At 74.0% G+C, this 24104-nt stretch carries 8 protein-coding genes; 2 read left to right on the top strand and 6 right to left on the bottom strand.

The window, feature by feature from the left end:
* Positions 1-167: 167 nt before the first annotated feature.
* Complete coding sequence (locus tag LADH09A_RS14550) at positions 168-998, top strand: alpha/beta fold hydrolase (RefSeq protein WP_308194563.1); 831 nt, start codon at positions 168-170, stop codon at positions 996-998.
* Positions 995-2254 carry a PP2C family protein-serine/threonine phosphatase gene (locus LADH09A_RS14545; protein WP_238645632.1) on the top strand — a complete coding sequence of 420 codons (1260 nt, stop codon included), beginning with the start codon at positions 995-997 and terminating at the stop codon, positions 2252-2254. Before LADH09A_RS14550 ends, LADH09A_RS14545 begins: the two co-directional genes overlap by 4 nt.
* Positions 2255-2266: 12 nt before the next feature.
* On the opposite strand, the gene LADH09A_RS14540 is transcribed toward LADH09A_RS14545, so the two are convergent.
* The 6 genes from LADH09A_RS14540 to LADH09A_RS14515 all read right to left on the bottom strand — a co-directional run.
* The gene (locus LADH09A_RS14540) at positions 2267-3439 is read right to left on the bottom strand and encodes a trans-sulfuration enzyme family protein (RefSeq protein WP_238645631.1); all 1173 of its coding nucleotides are present in this window, start codon (positions 3437-3439) and stop codon (positions 2267-2269) included.
* Positions 3436-8712, bottom strand: a complete 5277-nt coding sequence (locus LADH09A_RS14535) for a non-ribosomal peptide synthetase (RefSeq protein WP_238645630.1) — start codon at positions 8710-8712, stop codon at positions 3436-3438. Before LADH09A_RS14535 ends, LADH09A_RS14540 begins: the two co-directional genes overlap by 4 nt.
* On the bottom strand, positions 8709-9722 hold the full coding sequence (locus LADH09A_RS14530; protein ID WP_238645629.1) for a TauD/TfdA family dioxygenase: 1014 nt from the start codon (positions 9720-9722) through the stop codon (positions 8709-8711). The genes LADH09A_RS14535 and LADH09A_RS14530 overlap by 4 nt, the downstream gene beginning before the upstream one ends.
* Positions 9719-10786 (bottom strand): TauD/TfdA family dioxygenase, encoded by a 1068-nt coding sequence (locus LADH09A_RS14525; RefSeq protein WP_238645628.1) that lies wholly within the window; start codon positions 10784-10786, stop codon positions 9719-9721. Before LADH09A_RS14525 ends, LADH09A_RS14530 begins: the two co-directional genes overlap by 4 nt.
* On the bottom strand, positions 10779-13952 hold the full coding sequence (locus LADH09A_RS14520) for a non-ribosomal peptide synthetase (RefSeq protein WP_238645625.1): 3174 nt from the start codon (positions 13950-13952) through the stop codon (positions 10779-10781). The genes LADH09A_RS14525 and LADH09A_RS14520 overlap by 8 nt, the downstream gene beginning before the upstream one ends.
* Positions 13949-24104 (bottom strand): non-ribosomal peptide synthetase/type I polyketide synthase (locus tag LADH09A_RS14515; RefSeq protein ID WP_274529525.1); only part of this gene is annotated, 10156 nt, incomplete at its 5' end. The genes LADH09A_RS14520 and LADH09A_RS14515, both read right to left, overlap by 4 nt.

The following is a 24104-nucleotide window of genomic DNA, read 5'->3' as shown; positions in this document are numbered from 1 at the left end:
CCCACGGGGGAAACGTCCGAATGCGGTACGAGGTCCGGCCGAGGGTGGGGCCTGGGCCAACGCCACCAGGCAGCGGGCGCCCGTCGATCCAGGGGAGTGCCGACGACCGGGCGCTCGGGGTCGTTCGGGCGACGGCATTCGCGCAGGTGAGCCCGCTTGGTCCACAGATGGCGGTGATGGAAGATAGGCGAATGCGCGTTCGGAACCGCAACAACGTGGTGCTGGCCGGCCGTGAGGACGGCCCTACCGTGGTGCTCGCCCACGGCTTCGGTTGTGATCAGCACATGTGGCGTCACGTGGTCACCGAAATCGGACAGTGGGCCCGGCTGGTGCTGTTCGATCACGTCGGATCGGGCAAGGCCGACCCGGCGGCCTGGGACGCCGACCGGTACGCCTCCCTGGACGGCTACGCCGACGATGTGCTGGGCATCTGCCAGGATCTCGACCTCCAGCAGCCGATCTTCGTCGGGCATTCGGTCAGTTCGAGCATCGGGGTCCTCGCCGCCAACCGCGAGCCGGACCGCTTCTCCGCGCTCGTCCTGGTCACCCCGTCACCGTGCTACATCGACGACGGAGACTACCGAGGCGGTTTCACTCGCGACGACATCGACGACCTGCTCGATTCGCTGGAGAGCAACTACCTCGGCTGGTCGTCGAGCATGGCACCTCTGATCATGGGCAATCCCGAGCGGCCGGAGCTGGGTGAAGAGCTGACGGAGAGCTTCTGCCGGACGGATCCCGCGATGGCGCAGGTGTTCGCCCGGGCGACGTTCCTGTCCGACAACCGTGCGGATCTCGCCGCGGTGAGCGTTCCCACCCTGATCCTGCAGTGCGCCCAGGACGCCATCGCGCCGCCCGAGGTCGGCGCGTTCGTGCACGCCCAGATCCCCGGAAGTCGGCTCGTCACCCTGGATGCGACCGGGCACTGCCCGCAGCTGAGCGCGCCGGAGGCGACGGCCGCCGCGATCACGTCGTTCGTCAGGGCCGCCTACCGATGACCGCCACCGCGGGGCGTGACCCGGACGGCCAGGGTCGAGGCGACGACGGGAGTGCCCAGCCGGGTGAGGTCGGGTTCCCTGCCCTGCTCGAAGACGACCTCGAAGACCTGTACGAGAACGCGCCCTGCGGGCACCTGTCCACCCTGCTGGACGGCACCATCGCGAAGATCAACGGCACTCTGCTGGCCTGGCTCGGCTACCGCCGCGAGGAACTCGTCGGCCGGCGCCGCTTCAGCGATCTGCTCACCGGCGGAGGCCGGATCTACCACGAGACCCACTTCGCGCCGATGCTGGCCATGCAGGGCGAGATCGGCGGCGTCTCCCTCGAACTCCGTGCCAGGGACGGCTCCCGGATGCCGGTCCTCGTCACGTCGATCGTCAAGGCCGGCAGCGAGGGTCAACCCCAACTCATCCGGACGGCCATCTTCGACGCCAAGATGCGCCGCGCCTACGAACGAGAGCTCCTCAACGCCCGCAAGGCCGCGGAGCGCGAGGACGAACGGCTACGGCATCTCGTCAGCAAACTGCAGCGCAGTCTCCTCCCCGCCGTGCTGCAAACCCCACCCGGGTTGGAGAGCGCCGCGTACTACCGGGCGGCCTCCACCGACCAGGTCGGCGGTGACTTCTACGACCTGTTCCCCCTGGTCGACGGCCGGTGGGGGTTCTTCCTCGGCGACGTCAGCGGCAAGGGCGTCGAGGCGGCCGCCGTCACGGCCCTGGCCCGCTACACGTTGCGCGCCGCAACCGTCTACCACCCCGACCCCGCTGCCGCGCTGTACAACCTCAACACCGTGCTGTGGCAGGAATACCGCGAGGATGCGCGCTACTGCACCGTCGTGTTCGGCATCCTCACACCCACCTCGGCCGTCGGCGGTTTCACCGCGGTCATCGCCAGCGGCGGGCACCCGGAACCACTGCTGCTGCGGGCCGACGGCTCGGTTGACTACCACCCCACCAGGGGCCGCATCGTGGGGGCCTTCCCGAACACCCGGTACACCAACACCACCATCGTGGCGAACCCCGGCGACACGCTGCTGCTCTACAGCGACGGGCTCACCGAGGCTCGTACCACCGGGAGTGGGACCGCCGACGGCCGTTACGGAGCGGCGGCCCTCGCCCGGTTCGCCCGCTCTCTCGCACCCACGACCGCCGCCACCGCCGTCACGGCCGTCACCGATCTGCTCGGCACCTTCGGCGACGGGCTCACCGACGACACCGCTGTCCTGGCCATCGGCGCCCCGCCCGAGCGACGCTGACGGCTCCGACCGTCATCCGGTCGCCTTGTCCGCCGCCGCGAGGAAGTCGTCCACCAGGTCGGCGGTGTCCTCGATGCCGGTGGAGACCCGCACCAGGCCGTCCCCGATGCCGGTCGCGGCCAACTGCTCGGCGTCCACGATGCCCGCCCACATCGACCGGGGGTGCACCACCAGCGTGCTGACGCTGCCGAGGCTGGCCGCGCGTTTGGCCAGCCGCAGCCCGTCCAGCAGTGCGGCGGCCCCGGCCCGGCCGGCCCTCAGGTCGACGCTGAGCACCCCGCCGAAGCCGGTCATCTGTCGCTGCGCCAGCGCGTGCTGCGGGTGCGACGGCAGCCCTGGGTAACGGACCCGGGCCACCGCCGGATGTTCCTCCAACGCGCGGGCCAGGGCCAGGGCGTTGGCGTTGTGCCGCTCCACCCGCAGTGGCAGCGTCCGGATGCCGCGCAGCAGCAGCCACGCGTCCACCGGGCCGAGGGTGGCGCCGGTGACGATGGCCGTCTGCCACACCCGCTCGACCAGCTCGGCGGAGCCGACGACCACCCCCGCCGACACGTCGGAGTGGCCGCCGAGGAACTTGGTGCCGCTGTGCCAGACCAGGTCCGCACCGAGGGCCATCGGACGCTGGTTGACCGGCGTGGCGAAGGTGTTGTCGACCACCACCAGCGCGCCGGCCGCGTGGGCCAGCTCCGCGACGGCGCTCAGGTCGGTCAGCTCCAGCAGTGGATTGCTCGGCGTCTCCACCAGCACGAGGCGGGTCTTCTCCCGGATCGCCCGTGCGAACGCCTCGGTGTCGGTCTGGTCGACCTGGGTGTACGACACCCCGAACCGGGACAGCAGGCCGGTGACCAGCGAGGTGGTGCCGCCGTAGGTGCTGCGCTGCACCACCACGTGGTCGCCGGCGCAGAGCAGGGCCAACGCGATGGTGCTGATCGCCCCCATCCCGGAGGCCGTGACCAGCCCCGTCTGCGCGCCTTCCAGCTCGGCGACGACGGCGGCCACCTGGGCGTGGTTCGGGTTGCCGTAGCGGGTGTAGAAGGCGCTGCCCCGCGTCTCGGTGGCGATCGCGGTGAACTGTTCGTCGGAGTCGGCGCTGAAGGTGACGCTCTGCACGATCGGCGGCGCCACGGCCCCGCCCGGGACCAGTCCGTCGTCGCCGTGCACGGCGGAGGTGCTGAGACCGGTCATGAGCGGGCCACCCGGTCCACCAGCGCGCCGTAACTGCCCAACGTCACGAACTCGGGCAGCGTGAGGTCGCTGCCGTGACGCTGCCGCAGCATGGTGACCAGGCGCAGCGCGCGCAGTGAGTCACCGCCTGCGGCCGACCAGCCGGTCGCCGGGTCGTGCGGCGCGACCCCGAGCACCTCCTGCCAGGCCGCCGCCACCCGCGTGGCCCACGCGTCGCCGGCCGCCTGCCCTCCGCTGGCAACGGCGGGCAGCGGCGCGTTCGGGTCGACCGCAAGCAGGCGTCGGAAGCCGTCGGCGAACGTGTCGACCCGGTCCCCGGCGACGGTGCGGTGGTCGTACTGGACGGTGAGGGCGAGGCGGCCGGTGTCCGCGTCCAGTTCGGCGTCGACGGCGAGGCTGAACGCCACGTCCACGGTGATGCCCCGACTGTCCACGATGCGGGGTCCGCCACCGGTCGGGTCGTTCGCGAAGTGCGTCCAGTTGAAGAAGTGGTCGAACCGGGGCCCGCCCCCTCCGGCCCGGATGATCTCCGCCAGCGGGAAGCGGTGGTGTCCCATCATGTCCCGTTCGTCCCGCCACACCTCGGCCGCCAGCTCGGTCAGCGAACGGGTGCCCAGCCGCACGCTGACCGGCAGGGTGTTGAGGAACAACCCGAGGGTGGCGTCGCTGCCCTCGCCCTCCGGCCGCCCACCGACCACCAGTCCGCTGACCACGTCGTCGCGACCGGTGAGTTCGCCGAGCATTCGCAGGTGGATGGCGAGCAGCCAGGACTTGACGGGCACACCGGCGGCCCGGGCCGCCTCGGTGACCGCGTCGGTGCTGCCGGCTCTCAGCGGCACCTGCTGGGTGGTGGTGGTCCGGGGGGCCGCCCCGCCGAGCAGCAGGGGCGGCACCGCGCCCGGACCGTCCAGCCAGAACCGGCGGCTGGCCTCATCGGCCCGGGCCCGTCGCTCGGCGGCAACGTACTCCCGGAACGGCAGGCCGGGGCGGGCCGGATGAGAGGCGCCGGCCCGCTCCCGGTCGTACGCGGCCAGCAGGTCGGTGCGGAGCAGGTGCAGACTCCAGCCGTCGAGGATGGCGTGGTACTCGGCGATGATCAGGGTGAACTCTTCGGCGTCCTCCCGGACGGCGTGCAGCTGCAGCAGCGGCGGGCGGGCCAGGTCGAAGGGACGGACCCGTTCGGCCGCCACGAGATCGTCGATCCGGGCCCGGCGGGTCTGTGCGTCGACACCGGTCAGATCGGTCACCGGCACCTCGACCGGCACGTCGGCGTGCACGAGCTGCAACGGCTCGGAGTACGCGCCCAGCGCGAACCCGGTCCGCAGCACCGGATGGGCGGCCACCAGACCGGCCAGCGCGCGCCGCAGCGCGGGCGCGTCCAACGGCGCGGCGATCCGGTGCGCGGTGACGTTGTGGTACATCGCCGGGTCGCCGGTCAGCTCACAGTGGTAGACCATGCCCTGCTGAAGGGTCGTCATCGGGTACGCGTCGGCCAGCCCGGTGGGCAGCAGCTCCCGGTCGACGGCGGTCACCAGCGTGAAGCGCCCGGCCGCCGGGACCGACGCCGCGCCGGCACCCGCGGAGTCGACGGTGATCTCGCCGTGCGTGACCAACTCCCGGATCGTCTGGTACGTGAAGATGTCGCTGAGCCGGAAGGACAGCCCCCGCTTGTTCGCGGCGACCTGCATCTGGATGCTGCGGATGGAGTCGCCGCCGAGCGCGAAGAAGCTGTCCGTCACGCCGACGGCCGCCACCCCGAGCACCTCGCGCCACGCCTCGACCAGGATCTCCTCGGCCTGGTCGGCCGGTGCCACCACCGTGCCGCCCTGCGGCCGGTCGAGGCGGGGCGCGGGTAGCGCCGCCCGGTCCAGCTTGCCGTTGCGGGTCAGTGGCAGCTCGTCGAGGAGCACCACCGCGGACGGGACCAGGTGGGCCGGGAGCCGGTCGGCCAGCCAGCCGGTGAGCCGCTCGCCGAGGGGCCCGGCCGTCGGCCCGGCCGGAACGACCACGGCCGGGCGCGGATCGGCGGCGTACTCGGGGCGCACGGCGTGCAGGGTGTGCCGGTCGGTGCCGGTCAGCAGGTCGTCCTGCCGGGTCACCACGTCGAAGCCGCGCGCCTCGAAGGTGGCGACCAGCTCCGCCAGTCGACCCTCGGTGTCGGTGCCGGGCGCGTCGTGCACCTCCATGGCGACCTGCGCGACCAGCGGCCAGTGCCGGTCCTCCAGCCCGGCGAGCACGTCCGCCTCGGCCCGCTGTACGTCGATCTTCAGCAGGTCGACCCGTTCCGGGGCCAGCTCGTCGAGGACCGCCGACAGCGGCCGGACCGGCACGGTGAGTTCCCGGCCGGCGAAGCGTTCCGCCAGCAGTTCGTCCACCCGGCCGAGCAGCACCTCCCGGTCGGCGCCGGCGTCGCGTTCGTTGGCGAGGAACCGTTTGATCACCGCCACCTCGGCGTCCGGGTCGGCGTACGCGGCGTGACCGGACATCATCGAGTAGCCCGGGTAGTAGGTGAAGGACATCTCCCCGGCCGCCCGGGACAACCCGACCGCGTGCACGGTGGCCGGCACGCCGAACTCGGCGACGTTGCGGCGCAGCAGGTCGGCCACCGACGGCACCGGCTCGAACGCGTGGATCGTGGCGTCCGGGCAGACGGCACTCACGAACAGCGAGAACATGCCGATGTTCGCGCCGACGTCCAGGACGGTGGCCCCGGGCCGCAGCACGATGCCGTCGCGCAGGTAGACCTGCTGGACGAAGATCTCGTCGTACAGGTAGCGGGTCTCGTGGGGGTTGACCCCGGCGACCCGGTCGACGTCCACTGCGGCCGGTGCGGTGCCCGGGCGGACGTAGGCGACGAGCCGGTCGCCGTGCCCGTCGTCGTCGCGGGCCACCACGGCGGCGTCGGCCACCTCCGGGTGCTCCCGCAGGGTGGCCGCGACCTCGCCCGGCTCCACCCGGAACCCGTGGATCTTCACCTGGTCGTCGAGCCGGCCCAGGTAGCGCAGCCGCCGGTCGGCGTCGAAACGGACCCGGTCACCGGTGCGGTACACCCGCTCGGTGTGCCCGGACGGCAGCGCCACCGTCACGAACCGCCGCGCGGTGGCCTCCGGGTCGCCCCGGTAACCGTCGGCGAGCTGCGGGCCGCCGACGCAGAGTTCCCCGGCCACGCCCGGTGGCAGCGGCCGCAGCTGCTCGTCGAGCACCCACACCGTCACGCCGGGCAGGGGCCGGCCGATGGTCGGGGCCTCGCCGGCGCGCACCTGCGCCGCGCTGGTGTCCACAGTGCACTCCGTCGGGCCGTACAGGTTGATCGCCCGGACGTCGGGCAGCGCCGCGACCGTCTCCCACAGGTCGGGTGCGATCGCCTCCCCGCCGAGCAGCAGCAGGCCGGACAGCCGGATGTCGCCCGCCCCGGCCAGCAGGATGCGCAGTTGTGAGGGGGTCAGGTCGAGCACGTCGACGTCGTGCTCGGCCAGCGTGGCGGCCAGCGCGGCCCCGTCCCGGCGGACCTGCTCGGGCACCAGGTACAGGCTGCGGCCGTGGCCGAGCTGCACGAGCTGCTTCACGCTGGCGTCGAAGGTGAGCGGGGCGTTCACCGCCACCCGCAGACCGGGGCGGCTGTCCGCGTACACGGCCTGCTCCAGGGCGTCGGCCAGGTGCGCGGCGGCGCCGTGCGACACCTGCACCGGCCGGGGCGCGCCGGTGGAGCCGGACGTGAAGATCACGTACGCCGGGTCGGTCGGGGTCGGCACCGCGGCGGGCAGGCGCTCGCCGGCCGCGACGAGGTCGGCGACCGTCACGGTCGCCGCACCGCCGTCGCCCACGACGACCTCCGCGCCGACCGCGCGGACCTGCGCGGCGAGCCGCCGCGTCGGCGACTCCGGGTCCAGCGGCACGAAGACCGCACCCGCGCGCAGCACGCCGAGGAACGCCACGACGGTGTCGCGGGACCGGTCGGCCAGCACGCCGACCGGGGTGCCGGACAGGCCGCGCGCGGCCAGGGCCCCGGCCACCCGCGCGGCCCGTTCCCGCAGCTCACCGACGGTGTACGCGCCGTCCGCGTCGGCCACCGCAACGGCCCGCTCATCCATCCCCGCCAGGCCCGCGTCGAAAAGGTCCACGAGGGTACGCGCCGACGCCTGCGACGGTTTCCCCGCCGCGTCGGTCAGCCAGCGGCCCTCGGCGTCACCGAGCACCGACGGCGCGACGACGCCGCAGAGCGCGGCGGGCAGGGTCCGCAGGATCGTCAGCAGCGCGTCGAGCAGCCACTGGCCGCCGACCACGTCCAGGGTCACCCGGTCACCGTCGGCCAGCACGGTCAGCTGCGGACCGGCCGCCGCGGGTGGGGTGGTGACCTCCACGGTGCCGCCACCGAGTCCGGCCACCGCGGCCGGGGCGGCGGCCGGGGGCACCGCGAAACCCGCGACCGCCCCCGACTGTTCGTCCACCGGGTCGACCAGGTGGAACGTGTCGTCGGCGGTGGTCTGTGCGGCGCGGACGAGGGCCAGCAGGTCGGCGGGCGCGGTGGGCAGCGGCAGGGCCAACCGGAGCGGGCCGTAACCGCCCAACGGGCCCACCACCTCGGCCGTGCCGGCGGCATGGCGGCCGTCGCTCCACCGGGCCAGCACCAGGTCCACCTCGTCGGCGCCCTCCGGTGCCTCGGCGCGGCGGGACACCGCGAGCGCCCACGCGGCCAGCAGCACGGTCTCCGGCTCGACGCCGGCGGCCCGCGCCACGTCGGTCAGCTCGGCGGCGGAAACGGTCGCGGACACCGCGGCGGTCGGGTCGTCCCCGTGCGGGGTGACCAGCCGGGCGGCCGGCGCGGCCGGCGTGGCGGTGGCCGGTGCCTGCTCGCGCTCCTCGAGCTGCCACTCGGCGACGTCGAGGAACTGCAACGCCTCCGGGTCGTGCGGCAACGCCTCGCCGGCGTACGCCCGAGCCAGGTCGGTGAGGACCAGACGCAGGCTGGCCGGATCGGCGACCAGCGGGGTGGCGGTCAACTCCAGCGCCTCGTCGGTGAGGGTCACCGACAGCTCGCCCTGCGCACCGACGGTGACGCTGCGGTCGTCGTCGACGTCCTGCATCGGCACCCGCAGACCCGGGTGGTGCACCAGGGTCAGGCGCAGCGCCTCGTGCCGGGCCACCACCACGTCCAGGGCGGCCTGCAACCGGGCCCGGTCCAGCGGGCGGTCCAACCGCACCCGCGCCCGGACCAGATCCTGCTTGGCGGACCAGGCGAGCCGCTGGACGGGGGACAGACGGTAACCGTTCACAGAACGCTCCGGTTGACGTAGAGGTCGGACATGGCGACCAGGATCTGCCGGTCGCCGCTGAAGGGTTCGCGACCGTGGGTCGCCAGGAAGTTGTCCACCACCAGCACGTCGCCGCGCTGCCAGGGAACCGACACCGCGTGTTCCCGATACAGCTCGCGCAGCCCGGCGACCACCTCGTCGGGGATCGGCCGCCCGTCACCGAGATACGCGTTGCGGGGCAACCCGTCCGGGCCGTACTCCCGCAGGAGCGCGCCGGACACCTCCGCCGGCATGTTGGACACGTGGAACAGGTGGGCGTGGTTGAACCACACCGTCTCCCCGGTACGCGGGTGCGTGGCGACCGCCTGCCGTCGGGCCCTCGTTCGCAGGCCGTCGGCGCCGAGCCAGCTGAACTCCGTCGCCGACGCGTGGCAGTACGCCTCCACCTCGGCCCGGTCGGTGGTCTGGAACGCCTCCTGCCAGGGCAGGTCCAGGTGCGGGCCGTAGTTGCGCACGTAGTAGACCCCGGAACGGAGGAAGAGGTCCCGCACGTCGGCGGGGATCAGCGGGGTGATGACCCGCTCGCTGGCCAGCGGGGTGGCCCCGCCGCTGCCGGTGGCCGGCTGCGCGCACCAGAAGTAGAGATAGCTGGGCCAGTTGTGCGAGTACGACATCTCGTGGTGCAGCGGGATCCACTGCTCGGCGTTGAACTCGGTGGAGGTGAAGACCCGGTCGGCGACCTCGTGCCGGGGCGCGGCCCGCTCCAGATAGCCGAGCAGGTCCGGGCTGACCGCCCGGGCGGCCTGGCTGAAGTCGTCGGGGGTGCGCACCTCGAAGTTACGGAAGAACACCGCCCCGTACTGGTCCAGGTCCCGGAGCAGCTCCTCGCGCCGGCCGGTGAGCCAGCCGGCCAGGTCGAGGTCGGGCACGGCAGCCTCGACGAGCAGCACGAACCGATCGTCCACGAGCACCCGCCGGGACACCGGCGAGCTGACCGTGCCGGTACCGCGTCGACGCGCCGGCCCGCTCATGCCCGGTCCCCGGTCGACGCCGGCATCGCGTGGCTCGCCTCGGACAGCTCGGGCGCGGCGGTCGGATCGGACATGGCGGTGAGGATCCGCCGGGGCGGGGTGAACGGATCCCGGGCGTGCGCGGCCAGCATGTTCTCCACCAGCAGCACGTCGCCGCGCTGCCAGTCGAAGGAGCGGGTCTCGGCCGCGTACGCGGCCCGCAGCTCGGCCAGCACCTCGTCGGAGATCGGCGTGCCGTCGCCGTACGCGGTCTGGTAGGGCAGGTCCTCCTCGCCCAGGGCGGCCCGCAGCCCCGCGCTGACGTCGTCGGGCAGGGAGGTCACGTGGAAGAACAGCGCGTGGTTGAACCAGGTCCGCTCGCCGGTGACCGGGTGGCGGCGCACCGCCGGGCGAACCTGTCGGGTACGCAGCTGCCGTTCGCCGACCCACTCCACGTCGATCAGCGCGCCGGCGCAGTACGCCTCGACGTCCTCGCGTCGTTCGGTCTGGAACGCGGTCTGCCAGGTCAGGCTGATGCCGGGCAGATAGTTGCGCCGGTAGAGCACCCCGCGCCGTTCGAACTCGGCGACGGTCTCCGGGCGGAGCCGGGCGAGCACCCGGCGGCTGTCCGCGAGGGGGGTACGCCCACCCGCGCCCGGCGCCACCTCGCAGTGGAACACGATCCGCAGGGGCCAGTTCACCGTGTACGACTGCTCGTTGTGCAGCACGATCGGCTGGTCGGCGGGGTGTTCGGTGGAGGTGTACACCCCCTCGGTGACCTGGCTGCGCGGCGAGGACCGTTCGCCGTAGCTGAGGACCTCGTCGGAGAGCGCGGCCATCACGGTGCGGAAGTCGTCGGCGCCGGCCACGGCGAAGCCACGGAACAGCACTGCCCCGTGCCGGCGGGCCAGGTCGTCGATCTCGTCGCGGCGTCCGGCCAGCCAGCCGGCCAGATCCACGTCGGGTGTGTTCGCCTGGACCAGCGCCGGCAGCGGGCCGCCGGGCCAGTCGGGGCGGACGTCCACCAGGTTCCGTTCACGGCCGCGACGGGGAATGCTCCGCGCGACCCGGGTCTGCTCAGTCATCTCTCGCTCCCAGGGTGTCGACGCAGTCGGCCAGACTGCGTCGGGGGTCGGCGGCGGCGGTCCGCAGCAACGCCGTGAACCGGCGGTGCCACGCGACCACCCCGTCGTGGTCGAACAGGTCGGTGCGGTACGTCCACAGCGCCGCCAGCCCGTCCCGCCGCTCGTCGAGCCAGAGGGTCAGGTCGAGCCGGGCGGTGTCCGGGGTCAGTTCCACGCCGGTGAACTCGACGCCGGCCGTGGTGCGGTGCCGGGCCGGTGGGGCGTTCTGCACACCGAAGGCGACCTGCACCAGGGGTGTGCGGTGCGGGCGGCGGGTGGGCCGCAGCCGTTCCACCAGCAGGTCGAAGGGCACGTCCTGGTGGGCCGCGGCGAACAGGGTCACCCGCCGGGCCTCGGCCAGCAGGTCGGCGAAACGGCGTTCGGGCGCTGGGCGCAGCCGCAGCGGCACGGTGTTGACGTGGCAGCCGACGCTTCGTTCGGCGGCGACGCTGGTCCGGCCGGCGAAGGCCACCCCGACCAGCAGGTCGTGCCGGCCGGTGGCCGCGCCCAGCAGGGTCGCGAAGGCGGCCAGCCCGACCATGTGCAGGCTGACCCGTTCGGCCCGGGCCAGCTCACGTACCGCGTCGGCGGTGGCCGGGTCCACTGTGGTCCGCAGTGCCGTGCCGGACGGGGGCCGGTCCGACCCGGCCTGCGCCGCACGCGGGTCGAGGCGGCCTGTCGTGCCGGCGGGCAGGTCGAGCAGGTCGGGTGCGCCGCGCAGCTCGTCGAGCTGGTCGGCCAGCGCCCGCTGCCCCGCCGGCCCGGCCAACCAGTCCCGCTGGGCCAGGGCGAACGCCGCCGGGCCGGCCACCGGCGGCTCCGGGGCCGTTGCCGCGCCGCCGTCCTCGCTGTCGTACGCCTGGGCCAGCTCTCGCACGATCAGGCCGAACGACCAGTCGTCGCAGACGATGTGGTGCACGACCAGCAGCAGCGCCGCCGCACGGCCGGTGGTGTCCGGCACCAGGTGGGCGCGCAGCAGCGGCCCGGTGGCCAGGTCCATGGGGGCCCGGGTGGCCTCGGCGGTGAGCCGGGTGAGCCGCTCGTCGAGCGGGGTGCCCGGTTCGGGCGGCGCGACCAGCGGCGGCGGCCCGGCGGTGGGGCGGACGTGCTGCACCGGCCCGTCCGGCCCGGACGGGAACACGGTGCGCAGGGCCGGATGCCTCTCGACCACCCGGCCCAGCGCCCGGGCCAGCCGGTCGGGGTCGACCGGCGCGTCGAACCGCACCGCGAAGGCCAGCAGGTACGAGGTGTCCGTCGGGTCGAGCCGGTGCAGGAACCACAGCCGGGTCTGCGCGGACGACAGCGGCGACGGGCCGGCCGGTGTCGCGCCGACCGGGGCCCCGACCGGCGTCGGGTCGGCGGCCAGCCCGTCGAGGTGGGCCGCCAGCGCGCCGACGGTGGGGTGCGCGAAGAGGTCGCCCGCGTGGACCGGCCGCCCGGTCGCGGCAGCCAGTCGGGTGGCGCAGCGGACGGCGAGCAGGGAGTCGCCGCCGAGAGCGAGGAAGTCGTCGTCGGCGGTCACCGGCACGCCGAGCACCTCGCGCCACACCGCCGCCACCACGGCGACCATGCCCTCGAACGCCCCGGAGTGGGCCCCGGCGTCGCCGCCGAGGGTGGGGGAGGGCAGCGCCGAGCGGTCCACCTTGCCGTTGGGCAGGGTCGGCAGCCGGTCCAGCCAGACCACTGTCGCGGGGACCAGCGGCGCGGGCAGCACCCCGGCCAGCCGGGACCGGACGTCGTCGCGCCGCTCGCCCACCAGGTAGCCGACCAGCAACGGGTCCCCGCTCGGTCCTTGCCGCACGGCGGCGGTCGCCTCGCGTACGCCGGGCAGGGCCGCGAGGCGGGCGGAGACCTCACCCAGCTCGATCCGGTAGCCCCGCAGCTTCACCTGGTCGTCGAGCCGGCCCAGGTAGGCCAGTTGCCCGTCCGGGCGCAGCCGGACCCGGTCGCCGGTGCGGTACATCCGCTCGCCGGGGCGGAACGGGTCGGGCAGGAACCGGGCCCGCGTCTCCGCCGGCCGGTCGAGGTAACCCCGGGCCAGGCCCGCCCCGGCCAGGTGGAGCTCGCCCGGGTCGCCCGGCGGGACCGGCCGCCCCTCGGGGTCGAGGACGTAGGCCCGGGTCTGCGGCAGGGGCCGGCCGATCGGCGGGTCGCCGCTGTCCGGCGGCACCTCGGCCCAGGTCGAGTAGGTGGTGTCCTCCGACGGGCCGTAGAGGTTGCAGAGCCGGCGCACGTGCGGGCGCGCCCACACCCGAGCTGCCAGCGCGGCGGTGAGCGGCTCACCGGCGAGGCAGACCGTTCGCACACTCTCCGGCAGGGCGCCGGCGGTGAGCAGTTCCCCCATCGCGGAGGGAACGGTGTTGACCAGGGTGACGGGCAGCCGTTCCGCTCCGGGGGCGGCGAGGGCCAGCACGTCGTCCACCAGCAGCGCCCGGCCGCCCCAGCACAGCGGGCCGAAGATCTCGAAGACCGACAGGTCGAAGCAGACGGAGGTGGCGGCGAGCAGGCCGCCCAGCTCGGCGTCGCCGAAGGTCTGCCGGACCCAGTGCATGAGCACCGAGGCCGAGCGGTGCTCGATGGCCACGCCCTTGGGCCTCCCGGTGGAGCCGGAGGTGTAGATGACGTACGCCAGGTCCGCCGGGGTCGTCGGCACCGCCGGGTCGGTGCCGTCCCCGGGCAGGTCCAGTCGGTCGATCGGGACGGCCAGGTCGGGGAACCGGTCGGCGAGGTCGGCGTGGGTCAGCACCAGCCGCGCCCCGGAGTCGGCGGCCATGAAGGCCACCCGGGCCGGCGGGTAGGCCGGGTCCAGCGGAACGTAACAGGCGCCGGCCTTGAGGACGGCGAGCAGGGCGACCGCCAGCTCGGGTGTCCGGGGCAGGCAGACGCCGACACGGTCCTCCCGGCTCACCCCGCGCGCGAGAAGGACCCGGGCCAACCGGTTCGCCGCCTCGTCCACGTCCCGGTACGACCACGTGCCGTCGGCGTGCCGTACCGCCTCCGCCTCCGGGGTCCGGGCGGCCTGCGCGGCCACCATCCGGTGCAGACAGTCGACGTCGGCTGGCACGCCGGTGGCGCGCCGGTCGACGGTCCGGCGGGTCGGGCCGGCGGGGCGGGCGGGGGCACTCATCGACGACCACCGCGTCCGCCCACCGGGACCGGTTCGGCCTGCTGTGTGCCCGCGGCGCGGTGTGCCGCGAGCCGGCGGTCGGCCTCGGCCTGGAGGCGGTCCTTGTCGGCGACGATGACCGTGCCGGGGTCGTTGTCGGGCAGCTCGTCCTCGACGTGGCGGATCGGCCGGTAGGCGATGCCGACGGCGGCCAGGGCGAGCGAGCAGAGGCCGGCGACGATCGCCGCGAGGGCCATGCCCCGGCCCGGGCCGCTGCCGACGACAGTGGACAGCAGGCCGTCGGGCGACACCATCGGGGCGAACACGTGCTCGGCGAGCGGACCGGCGGTGAGGAAGCCGGCCGGCACCATCAGCCAGGACAGCATCTGCCCCATCGAGAGCACCCGACCCTGTAGCTCCAGCCCCACCTTGGCCTGCACGATGGCCAGCCAGTGCGTGTTCACCAGGGCTGTGGCCAGGCCCATGCCGAACAGGCCGAGTGCCGGGAACAGGGGGCTCGGGTGCAGGCCGACGGTGACCAGCGACGCGCCGAGGAGCACGACGCTGGCCAGGATTCCGGTGGTCCGCCGGGCCGTGCCGCCCCACACTCCCATCAGGACCGAGCCGACGACCATGCCGACGCCACTGGCGGCGAGCACCCGGCCGAGGACCGCCGGGTCACCGAAGGACAGGGTCAGCGGGGTGACCAGGACCTCGACCATGGCGAAGAAGTAGTTGAGCGACGCGGTCAGCACGACCAGGGCCACCAGGCCGTGCCGGCGGACGATGAACCGCCAACCGCCCAGGACCGCCCGCCGGAAGGTCTCCTCGCGCCGGACGAACAGGGTGTTCGGGAACCGGACCGACAGGGTGACGGTGACCGCGACGGCGAAGGTGAGCAGGTCGATGATCACGACGCCGCGCAGCCCGACCGCGATGACCAGCGCACCGCCGAGCAGCGGCGCCAGCACCGTGCTCGTCGCGGTGCCGAGGGAGACGATGCCGTTGGCGCGCCCGTAGTACCGCTTCGGCACGAGTTGCGTGACGGCCGCCAGGTAGGCCGGTAGCTGGAAGGCGGTCGCCACGGCGGTGACGGTGATGGCGGTGAAGACGTGCCAGAGCTGGAGCTGGCCGAGCCACAGCAGCAGGGCGAGGCTCACCGTGCCGGTGGCGGCCACGCAGTCCGCGACGATCATGATGTGCCGCCGGTCCCACCGGTCGGCCAGCGCCCCCGCGACGGGGGACAGCACCACGGCGGGAAGCAGCGCCAGGACGGTGGCCGTGGCGAACAACGAGACGGACCCGGTCTGCTGGTACACCCACAGGCCCATGCCGAACCCGGTCAGTCCGCTGCCGATCAGCGAGACGAGCTGCCCCAGGGCGATCAGGTAGAACACGGTGAGGCTGGGCATCGGACGGCGTACGCCGGGCGGGGTCGCCGGCCTCCTGGGTGCCGGCGCGGCCACGACGGCGTCGGCCGGCGGGGGCCCGGCGTCGCCCTGGAGGGTCGCCGCGTCGGTCGACGACCGGACCGGCGTCGCGGTGGACGGATCGCAGGTCGCCAGGATGATGCGCGCCACCTCGGCGGGTTGGTGTTTGGCGAAGTAGTGGCCGGCGCCCTCGATGACCTCCAGGGAAACCCGGTCGGAGAAGAACTCCCACTCCAGGTAGCGCTCCTGGTACAGCTCGGTGGCCCGGTCGCCGCCACCGACCACGCAGACGATCGGGGCCGACAGTTTCCGGGACAGGCCGCTGTCGTAGACGTCGGTGTAGTAGTCCTCGCCCATCGCGGCGTCGGCCAGGACCACGCGCATCACGAAGTCCTTCTCCCGCTCGTCGAAGACCTCGGTGAAGAAGCCCATCGCCCGCAGTGACTCCAGGGTCCGCCGCTTCGACGTCCACCGCTCCGTCGGGAACCACTGCCGGAGCCAGCGGAACACCCGGCCGGGCAGCCGAGGGGCGGGGAAGTGGGCGCCGATGACCACGCCGGTCAGCTCCACGCCGGCGGCCTCCAGCCGACGGCCCAGCTCCACCGCCTCGGCGCCGCCCATGCAGTGCCCGTACACCGCCACCGGACCGCTGATCCCCGCGACGACCTCGGCCACACAGCCGTCCACCAGCTCGTCCATGCCCAGCAGGGGATCGTCCGGGCGGTTCACGTCGTGCCCGGGGCGCTCCAGGGCGTACAGCCGCACGCCGGGCGGGAGGGCGTCCGCCAGCGGCTGGAAGGTGATCGCGCTACCGGCGGCGAACGGTACGCACACCAGCGTCAGTCGCGTCGGCGTCGCCGGTCGCGCCGGCGTCAGCTCGTGCAGCAGCCGGCCGGCGGACCCTCCCGTCGCGTCCAGGTGCTCGGTCAACGAGCGGATCGTCGGGTGGCGGAACAGATCGAGGACGCTGATCGCCGGGTCGTTGCCGGCCAACGCCTTGATGGCCTTGAAGGAGTCGCCGCCGAGGTCGAAGAAGTCGTCGTCGATGCCGACGGTGTCGTAACCGAGCACCGCCGCCCACCGCCGGGCCAGTGCCGCCCGCAGCGGGGTGTCGGGCGGTGCCGCGCCGACGCCGGCCCCGCCGCGTACCGGTGCCGGCAGGGCGGCCCGGTCGACCTTGCGGTTGGCGCTCAGTGGCATCCGGTCGAGCACCACGAACGCGGACGGGACCATGTAGTCGGGCAGGTAGGTGCGCGCGAACGCCCGCCAGGGCGTGGGGTCCGCGTCGAAGTCGGGTACGGGTTGCGCCGCCGTACCGCCGTCCGGTCCGTCCCCGTCGGTCGCCGTCGCGGTGGTCAGCGTCAGGTAGGCCACGACGCTCTTCTCGCCGTCGTCCTCGCGGACCACCACCGCGGTGTCGCGGACCTCCGGGTGGCGGCGCAGCACCGACTCGATCTCGCCCAGCTCGATGCGGAACCCGCGCACCTTGACCTGTGAGTCGCTGCGGCCGGCGAACTCGATGCGGCCGTCGGCCAGCCACCGGCCGAGGTCGCCGGTGCGGTACAGCCGGCCGGCGGAGAACGGGTCCGACACGAACCGTTGCGCCGTGAGGTCGGGGTCGCCGTGGTAGTCACGCGCCAGCCCCGCGCCGCCGAGGTACAGCTCGCCCAGCACACCCACCGGGGCCGGTCGGAGTTGCGGGTCGAGCACGTAGGCGCGCACGTTGCCGATCGGGCGACCGATGCTGAGGCGCGTCACGTCGGGTTCGAGGCGTTCCATGGTGGACCACACGGCGGCCTCGGTCGGGCCGTACAGGTTCCACAACGCGTCGACCCGCTCGGCGAGCTGCCGGGCCAGCGGCGCGGACACCGCCTCGCCGCCGCACACCGCCGTCAGGCCGGGCAGCCCGGCCCAGCCGGACTCGATCAGCAGCCGCCAGGTCGCCGGGGTGCCCTGGGCCAGGGTGACCCCCTCCGCGGCGAGCAGCGCGGCCAGTCGCGGCGCGTCGTAGCCGACGTCGCGGCCCACCAGCAGCATCCGCGCGCCGACGACCAGGGGCAGGAACAGCTCCGGTACGGACATGTCGAAGGCGAAGCTGGCCATCGCGAGCATCGTGCCGTCGCTGGTCAGGCCGGGCCGCTCCCGCATGGCAGCCAGGGTGTTGACGACCGCGCCGTGCGTCACCCGGACCCCCTTGGGGTGGCCCGTCGACCCGGACGTGTAGATCACGTACGCGAGATGGTCCGGACCGGCCAGCGGCTCGGGGTCGGTCTCCGGCCCGGTGGCCGCACTCGCGTCGCTGCGCAACACCTCACCGGCGTACCCGGTGAAGCGGTCGGCGAGGCCCGGTTCGGTGACCAGGACGCCCGCGCCGCTGTGCGTCAGCACGTACCGCTGCCGCTCGATCGGATACTCGGGGTCCACCGGGACGTACGCGCCGCCGGCCTTGAGCACACCGAGCAGCGTGACCGGCAGCGCCTCGGAGCGGTGCAGGCAGACGGCGACCGTGTCGTCGGGGCCGACGCCGGCCCGGCGGAGCCGGTGCGCGAGCCGGTTGGCCCGGGCGTTGAGCTGGGCGTAGGTGAGCGTGGTCGCGCCGAACGTCACGGCGGGCCGGTCGGGGTTCGTGGCGACCTGGTGTGCGATCAGCTCGACCAGGGTCGGCGTGCCCCCGTCGCGGCCGGGTGTGGCCCACCCGGGTGGGGTGGCGGTGTCGTTCCACTCGCCGACGCGGGTCAGCTCGGCGGGGGTGAGGACGGCCAGATCCGTCAACCGGACGTCGGGGTCGGCGACGGCGGTGGCGAGCAGCGTCTCCAGGTGCCCCATCATCCGCTCGGCGGTGGCCGTGTCGAACAGGTCGGTGTTGTACTCCAACCGGAACCGCAGCCCCTCGGTCACCTCGTACGCGTACAGGGCGAGGTCCTGCTGGGCGATGCCCGGCTCGACGGCGAACTGGACCATCCGCAGCCCGGCCGTGCCCAGGTCGCGCCGCTCGGGCAGGTTCAGCAGGTTGAACATCACCTGGAACAGCGGGTTGCGGCTGAGGTCGCGGGGCGCGTCGACGAGATCCACCAGTCGCTCGAACGGCACCTCCTGGTGGTCGTACGCGCCCAGGGCGGTGCGCCGGACCTGCTGGAGCAGCTCCTCGAAGGTCCACTGCCCGTCGAGCGTGGTCCGCAACGGCAGCATGTTGACGAAGAAGCCGACCATCGGTTCGAGCTCGGCGCGGACCCGCCCGGCGACCGGCGTGCCGATGCAGATGTCCCGTTGACCGGTGTAGCGCCACAGCAGCGCCTTCAGGGCGGACAGCACCGTCATGGCCAGGGTGGCGCCCCGGGCCTGGCTGAACCGGCGCAGCTCGTCGGCGGCGTGCGGGGACAGGACCCGGGTGTGCACCGCGCCGTGGAACGTCTGCACGGGCGGTCGGGGCCGGTCGGTGGGCACCTCCAGGACGCTCGTCACCCCGTCGAGCTGGCCGCGCCAGTACCGCATGTCGTCGCTGTCGGCGTCCGCAAGCCGGCTGCGTTGCCACCGGGCGTAGTCGCCGTACTGGACGGCCAGGTCGGGCAGCGGTGCGGCGCGACCGTCCAGGGCGGCGCCGTACAGGGTGGCCACCTCACCGGCGACGATGCCGAGTGACCAGCCGTCGGAGACCGCGTGGTGCATGGTCATCGACAGCACGTGCCGGTCGTCGGCGAGGCGCAGGAGCACGGCCCGGAACAGCGGCCCGCGGGCCAGGTCGAACGGGCGTCCGACGTCGGCGGCCAGCGCGGCGTGGGCCCACGGCGGCACCGCGTCGGCGACCGCCGGCTCCACGATGCTGCGGGCGACCGGGGCCGCGTCGCCCGCGCCGGTCGGGGCGGACACGATCGGCAGGTCGACCGGGCCGGGCGGCAGCACCTGCTGCACCGGGTCGCCGTCGGGTCCGAGCGGGAAGACGGTCCGCAGCGACTCGTGCCGCCGGGTCAGCTCCCCGAGGGCCCCGCGCAGCGCGTCGACGTCGAGGATGCCCTCCAGCAGCAGTGCCGTGCCGACGGTGTAGGCGCTCTGCTCGTACGCCTGGTCCAGGAACCACAGCCGGTGCTGCCCGGAGGAGAGCGGCGCGGGCCCGGTGTCGGGGTCGGCGCGGGGGATACTCGGCGCGGCGCTGGGCTGCGGGGCGACGGTGGTGGTGGGTACGGGGCTGGTCTCCGGCAGCGTGGCGGCGATCCCGGCGACGGTCGGAGTCGCGAAGATTGTCTCCAGTGGCAGCGCGACGCCGAGTCGGGCCCGCAGCCGGACGACGAACTGGGTGGCCAGCAGCGAGTGCCCGCCCAGCTCGAAGAGGTTGTCGAGCGCCCCGATCGGTGAGATCCCGAGCAGCTCGCTCCACAGCTCCGCCACGATCTCCTGCCCGGGCGTGCTCGGGGCGACGTAGGCCGTGCTGACGGGCGGGCGGTTGCCGGCCTCGTCCTGCCCGGGTGCCTCCGACACGGTCGGCGCGACCTGCGCTGACGTCGCCGTTTCGGGGCGCGACACCGCGTCCACCCAGTGGCGGCGTCGCTCGAAGGGATAGCCGGGCAGGGCCAGGCGGCGGCGTGGGCCACCGTGGAACGCCTGCCAGTCGAGCTGCGCGCCGGCCAGCCACATCCGGCCCACCGCGTCGAGCATCGTGGTGAGGTCGTCGGCGTCGCTGCGCGGATGCCGCATCGCCGCCACCACCTGACCGGGGCGTACCCCGGCCAACCGGGCGAGGCCACCGAGGGCGTGCCCGGGGCCCAGCTCCGCGAGGACGACGTCCTGCTCGGCGAGCAGCGTGGCCGACTCGGCGAACCGGACCGGCTCCCGCATGTGCCGCACCCAGTACGCGGGGTCGGTGACCTGCCCGGGGGTGACCGGGCCGCCGGTCAGGTTGGACAGGTACGGGCGTTGCGGCTCGTGGTAGGTCACCCGGCGTGCGTGATCGGCGAACTCGTCGAGCACCGGGTCGAGCAGGGCCGAGTGGTAGCCCCGGGTGACATGAAGCGGCCGGCACTCGACCCCGTCGGCGGTCAGCCGCCGGCGTAGCTCCTCGATCGCCTGCGGTGCGCCGGACAGCACACACAGCTCGGGCGCGTTGACGGCGGCCAGCGACAGACCGTCCACCGTCAGCGCGGCCATCGCCGTCTCCGGCAGGCTCACCGCGAGCATCGCACCGGCCGGGGTCCGTTCGACCAGCTCACCGCGGGCGCTCACCAGCCGCAGCGCGTCGGGCAGGGAGAAGACGCCGGCGAGGCACGCCGCGACGTACTCGCCGAGGCTGTGTCCCACCATCAGGTCCGGGGTCACCCCGCGGGCGAGCAGCGACCGGGCCAGGGCGTACCCGGTGACGAACAGGGCGGGTTGGATCAGCGCGGGCCGCGCAAGCAGCCGCTCCGCCTCCGGGTGGCCGTCGGGGGCGGGGCACAGCAGCGTACGCAGGTCGAGGCCCAGGTCGTCGCGGAGCAACTCGGCGCACTCGTCCACCACCGCCCGGTAGGTCGCCTCCGCGCGGTACAGGCCGGCGCCCATCGCCACGTGCTGCGCGCCGTGCCCCGGGAACGCGAACACCAGCGTCCGACGGCCAGCGGGATGAACGCCGCTGAACTGCCGTTGCGGCGCGTCGAGGGCGACCAGCGCGTCGGCGTGGTCCGCCGCGACGAGAAAGCGGCGGTGGGTCATCGGCTGACGCCGGCCCAGGTTCGCCGCCACGTCGGCGAGGTCGATCTCGGGCTGGGCGGCAACCCAGTCGCGGAGCTGACGCGTCTGCCGGTCCAGCGACTCGACCGTACGCGCCGACACGACCAGCAGGTGCGGCCCGGCCGGCGGGGCCGGCGGCGCGGCGGCCGTTGTCGGCGGCTCCTCCAGCACGAGGTGCGCGTTCGTGCCGCCCATGCCGAACGAGCTGACCCCCGCCCGGCGCGGCCCGTCGTCGCCGGGCCACGGTCGGGCGGTGTCGTTCAGGTAGAACGGGCTGCTCTCGAAGTCGATCGCCGGGTTGGGTCGGCTCACGTTGATGGTGGGCGGCAGCGTACGACTGTGCAACGCCATGATGGTCTTGAGCAGACCGGCCACACCGGCGGCGGCGTCGGTGTGCCCGATGTTGGCCTTGGCCGAGCCGAGGGCGCAGAAGCCCTGTTCGTCGGTGCCCTGCCGGAACGCCTCGGTCAGGGCGGTCACCTCGATGGGGTCGCCGAGGCTGGTGCCGGTGCCGTGCGCCTCCACATAGCTGACCGAGCGGGGCGGCACACCGGCCGACGCGAGGGCGCTGCTGATCACCGCGACCTGGCCGTCGACCCCCGGCGCGGTGTAGCCGGTGCGGCGCGCGCCGTCGTTGTTGATCGCGGAACCGCGGATCACCGCGTAGACGGTGTCGTTGTCCGCCACCGCGTCCTCCAGCCGCTTCAGCGCGACGATGCCGACCCCGCTGGAAGCGATGCTGCCCCGCGCGTCGGCGCTGAACGGGCGGCAGTGTCCGTCGGGGGAGTAGACCCCGCCGTCGTGGTAGAGGTAGCCGCGTCGCTGCGCCGGGAAGACGCTGACCCCACCGGCCAGGACCAGGTCGGACTCGCCGGTCAGCAGACTCTGCCGGCCGAGGTGCACGGCTACCAGGGAGGTCGAGCAGGCCGTCGCCACGGTGACGGCGGGGCCGGTCAGGTCGAGTTTGTAGGCGACCCGGCTGAGCAGGAAATCCTTGTCGTTGTTGATCGACAACTGGTGTTCGCCGATGGTGTGCACCAGCTCCGGGTGGCTGCTCAGGTTGTCGAGCAGGTACGTGCTGCGCCCCGAGCCGGCGAACAGACCGATCCGGCCAGCGTGGCCGGACGGGTCGTAGCCGGCGTGCTCCAGCGCGTGCCAGGCGCACTCCAGCAGCATCCGGTGCTGCGGGTCGAGGGTCTGTGCCTCCCGGGGCGTGACGCCGAAGAAGGCCGCGTCGAACTCGTCGATCCCGGGCAGCCAGGTGCCGGAGCGGACGTACGCGGGGTCGCCGAGCCGGGTCGGGTCGGCCCCGTCGGCCAGCATCTCCTCGACGCTGAACTCCCGCACCGACTCCACGCCGGTGCGGATGTTGTGCCAGTACTCGTCGATGGTCCGCGCGCCCGGGAAGCGACACGCCATGCCGACGACGGCGATCAGGCCGCCGGGCTCGCCCGTGGTGCCCGTCCGGGGCCGGGTGCGGCGGGCCGGGGCGGCCGGGGCCTGCGCGCCGGTGGTGGCCGTGGTCAGGAACGTCGCCAGGGACTCGACCGTGGGATTGCGGAACAGGTCGGTGACCGTGACGACCTCGCCGAGCCGCTCGTGCAGTCGCCTGAGGACAGCCAGCAGGCGCATCGAGTGCCCGCCGAGGTCGAAGAAGTTGTCCCGCGTCCCGACCTGCGCGACGCCGAGCACGTCCCGCCACACGTCCACGACCAGCCGTTCGAGCCCGATCCGAGCGGTATCCCAGTGGGCCGGCCCGGGCTCGACGGTGGCCGCCGCCGACTGTCGTGGCGTCGGGTGATCCGGATCCGCCTCGGCGCGCTGCCGGGGCACCTCCCGACCGGCGGGGGGCAGCGCGGCGACGTCCACCTTGCCGTTGCGGGTCAGCGGCAGCGCGTCGAGGAAGACGACGGCGGCGGGCACCAGGTAGGACGGCAGTTCGGCGGCGAGCGCCGTCCGCAGGGCCGCCGCGTCGGTCTCCACCCCACCGGTGCTGCTGACTCCACCGGCTCCACCGGTGACGTACGCGACGAGGCGCGGGTCGTCGGGGTCGTCCCGACGCAACTGCACGGTCACGTCACTGTCCGGCCGGCACCGTCGGACGGCGGCCTCGATCTCGCCGCACTCCACCCGGTAGCCGTGCAGCTTGACCTGGCTGTCGGTGCGGCCCAGGTATTCCAGGTTCCCGTCGGGGCGCAGCCGCACGAGGTCGCCGGTGCGGTACAGACGTGCGCCGGGGACGGACGAGAACGGGTGTGGGACGAACCGCGCCGCCGTCAGCGTGGGCTGGTGCAGGTAGCCGCGCGCCACGCCCGCTCCGCCGACGTGCAGCTCCCCGGTCACGCCGACCGGGACCGGGTTGCCCCAGGCGTCCAGTACGTACAGCTCGGTGTTGGCGATCGGCCGGCCGATCGGGACCGACCCGTCGACGGGAGTGGACGACTCGACCTCGTACGCCGCGCAGCCGACCACGGTCTCCGTCGGCCCGTACTCGTTGACCAGCGCGGTGCCGGGGGCGTGCGCCCGCCACGGGGCCACCTGGTCGGCGCGCAGATTCTCGCCGCCGATGACGAAGCACCGGGTGCGGTCGGCCATCTCGGCGGGGCTGAGCTGATGGTTGACCAGGTCGAGCTGGGCTGGCGTGATCTTGACCAGGCCGAAGGCCGGCCGCTGGTGGCGCAGCGCCTCACCGAGCGCCTCCGGGCCGAGGTGTTCGCCGAGCATCAGCACGGTGGCGCCGCTGACCAGCGGAACCAGCAGGCTCGTGACGGTCAGGTCGAAACCGACCGACGAGTGCAGCGGGACGGTGTCCCCGGGCCGCAGCCGGTAGGCCTGGGCGGCCCAGCGCACGTAGTTGCAGACCCCCCGGTGGGTGACCATGACGCCCTTGGGGCGGCCGGTGGACCCGGAGGTGTGGATGACGTACGCGAGGTCGTCCGTCGAGGGCTCCGGCCGCCGTCGCGGTCGTCGCCGAGGGCCGGCCGCCGTGCCCCCGGCCGCCCGCCCGGGCTGCGCCGCAGCGGCGAGCGCTGCGCCGTCGGGCGCT

Origin of the sequence: Micromonospora cabrerizensis, from assembly GCF_022230955.1 — a bacterium.
GTDB lineage: Bacteria > Actinomycetota > Actinomycetes > Mycobacteriales > Micromonosporaceae > Micromonospora > Micromonospora cabrerizensis.
The sequence above is the reverse complement of the archived record's forward strand: the minus strand, read 5'-3'. Positions and strand labels throughout refer to the sequence as shown.

Excerpts from the sequence above, each read along its gene's own strand:
- LADH09A_RS14550 (WP_308194563.1), top strand. The coding sequence starts at position 168 with ATGGCGGTGATGGAAGATAGGCGAATGCGCGTTCGGAACCGCAACAAC.
- LADH09A_RS14545 (WP_238645632.1), top strand. The coding sequence starts at position 995 with ATGACCGCCACCGCGGGGCGTGACCCGGACGGCCAGGGTCGAGGCGAC.
- LADH09A_RS14540 (WP_238645631.1), bottom strand. The coding sequence starts at position 3,439 with ATGACCGGTCTCAGCACCTCCGCCGTGCACGGCGACGACGGACTGGTC.
- LADH09A_RS14530 (WP_238645629.1), bottom strand. The coding sequence starts at position 9,722 with ATGAGCGGGCCGGCGCGTCGACGCGGTACCGGCACGGTCAGCTCGCCG.
- LADH09A_RS14525 (WP_238645628.1), bottom strand. The coding sequence starts at position 10,786 with ATGACTGAGCAGACCCGGGTCGCGCGGAGCATTCCCCGTCGCGGCCGT.
- LADH09A_RS14520 (WP_238645625.1), bottom strand. The coding sequence starts at position 13,952 with ATGAGTGCCCCCGCCCGCCCCGCCGGCCCGACCCGCCGGACCGTCGAC.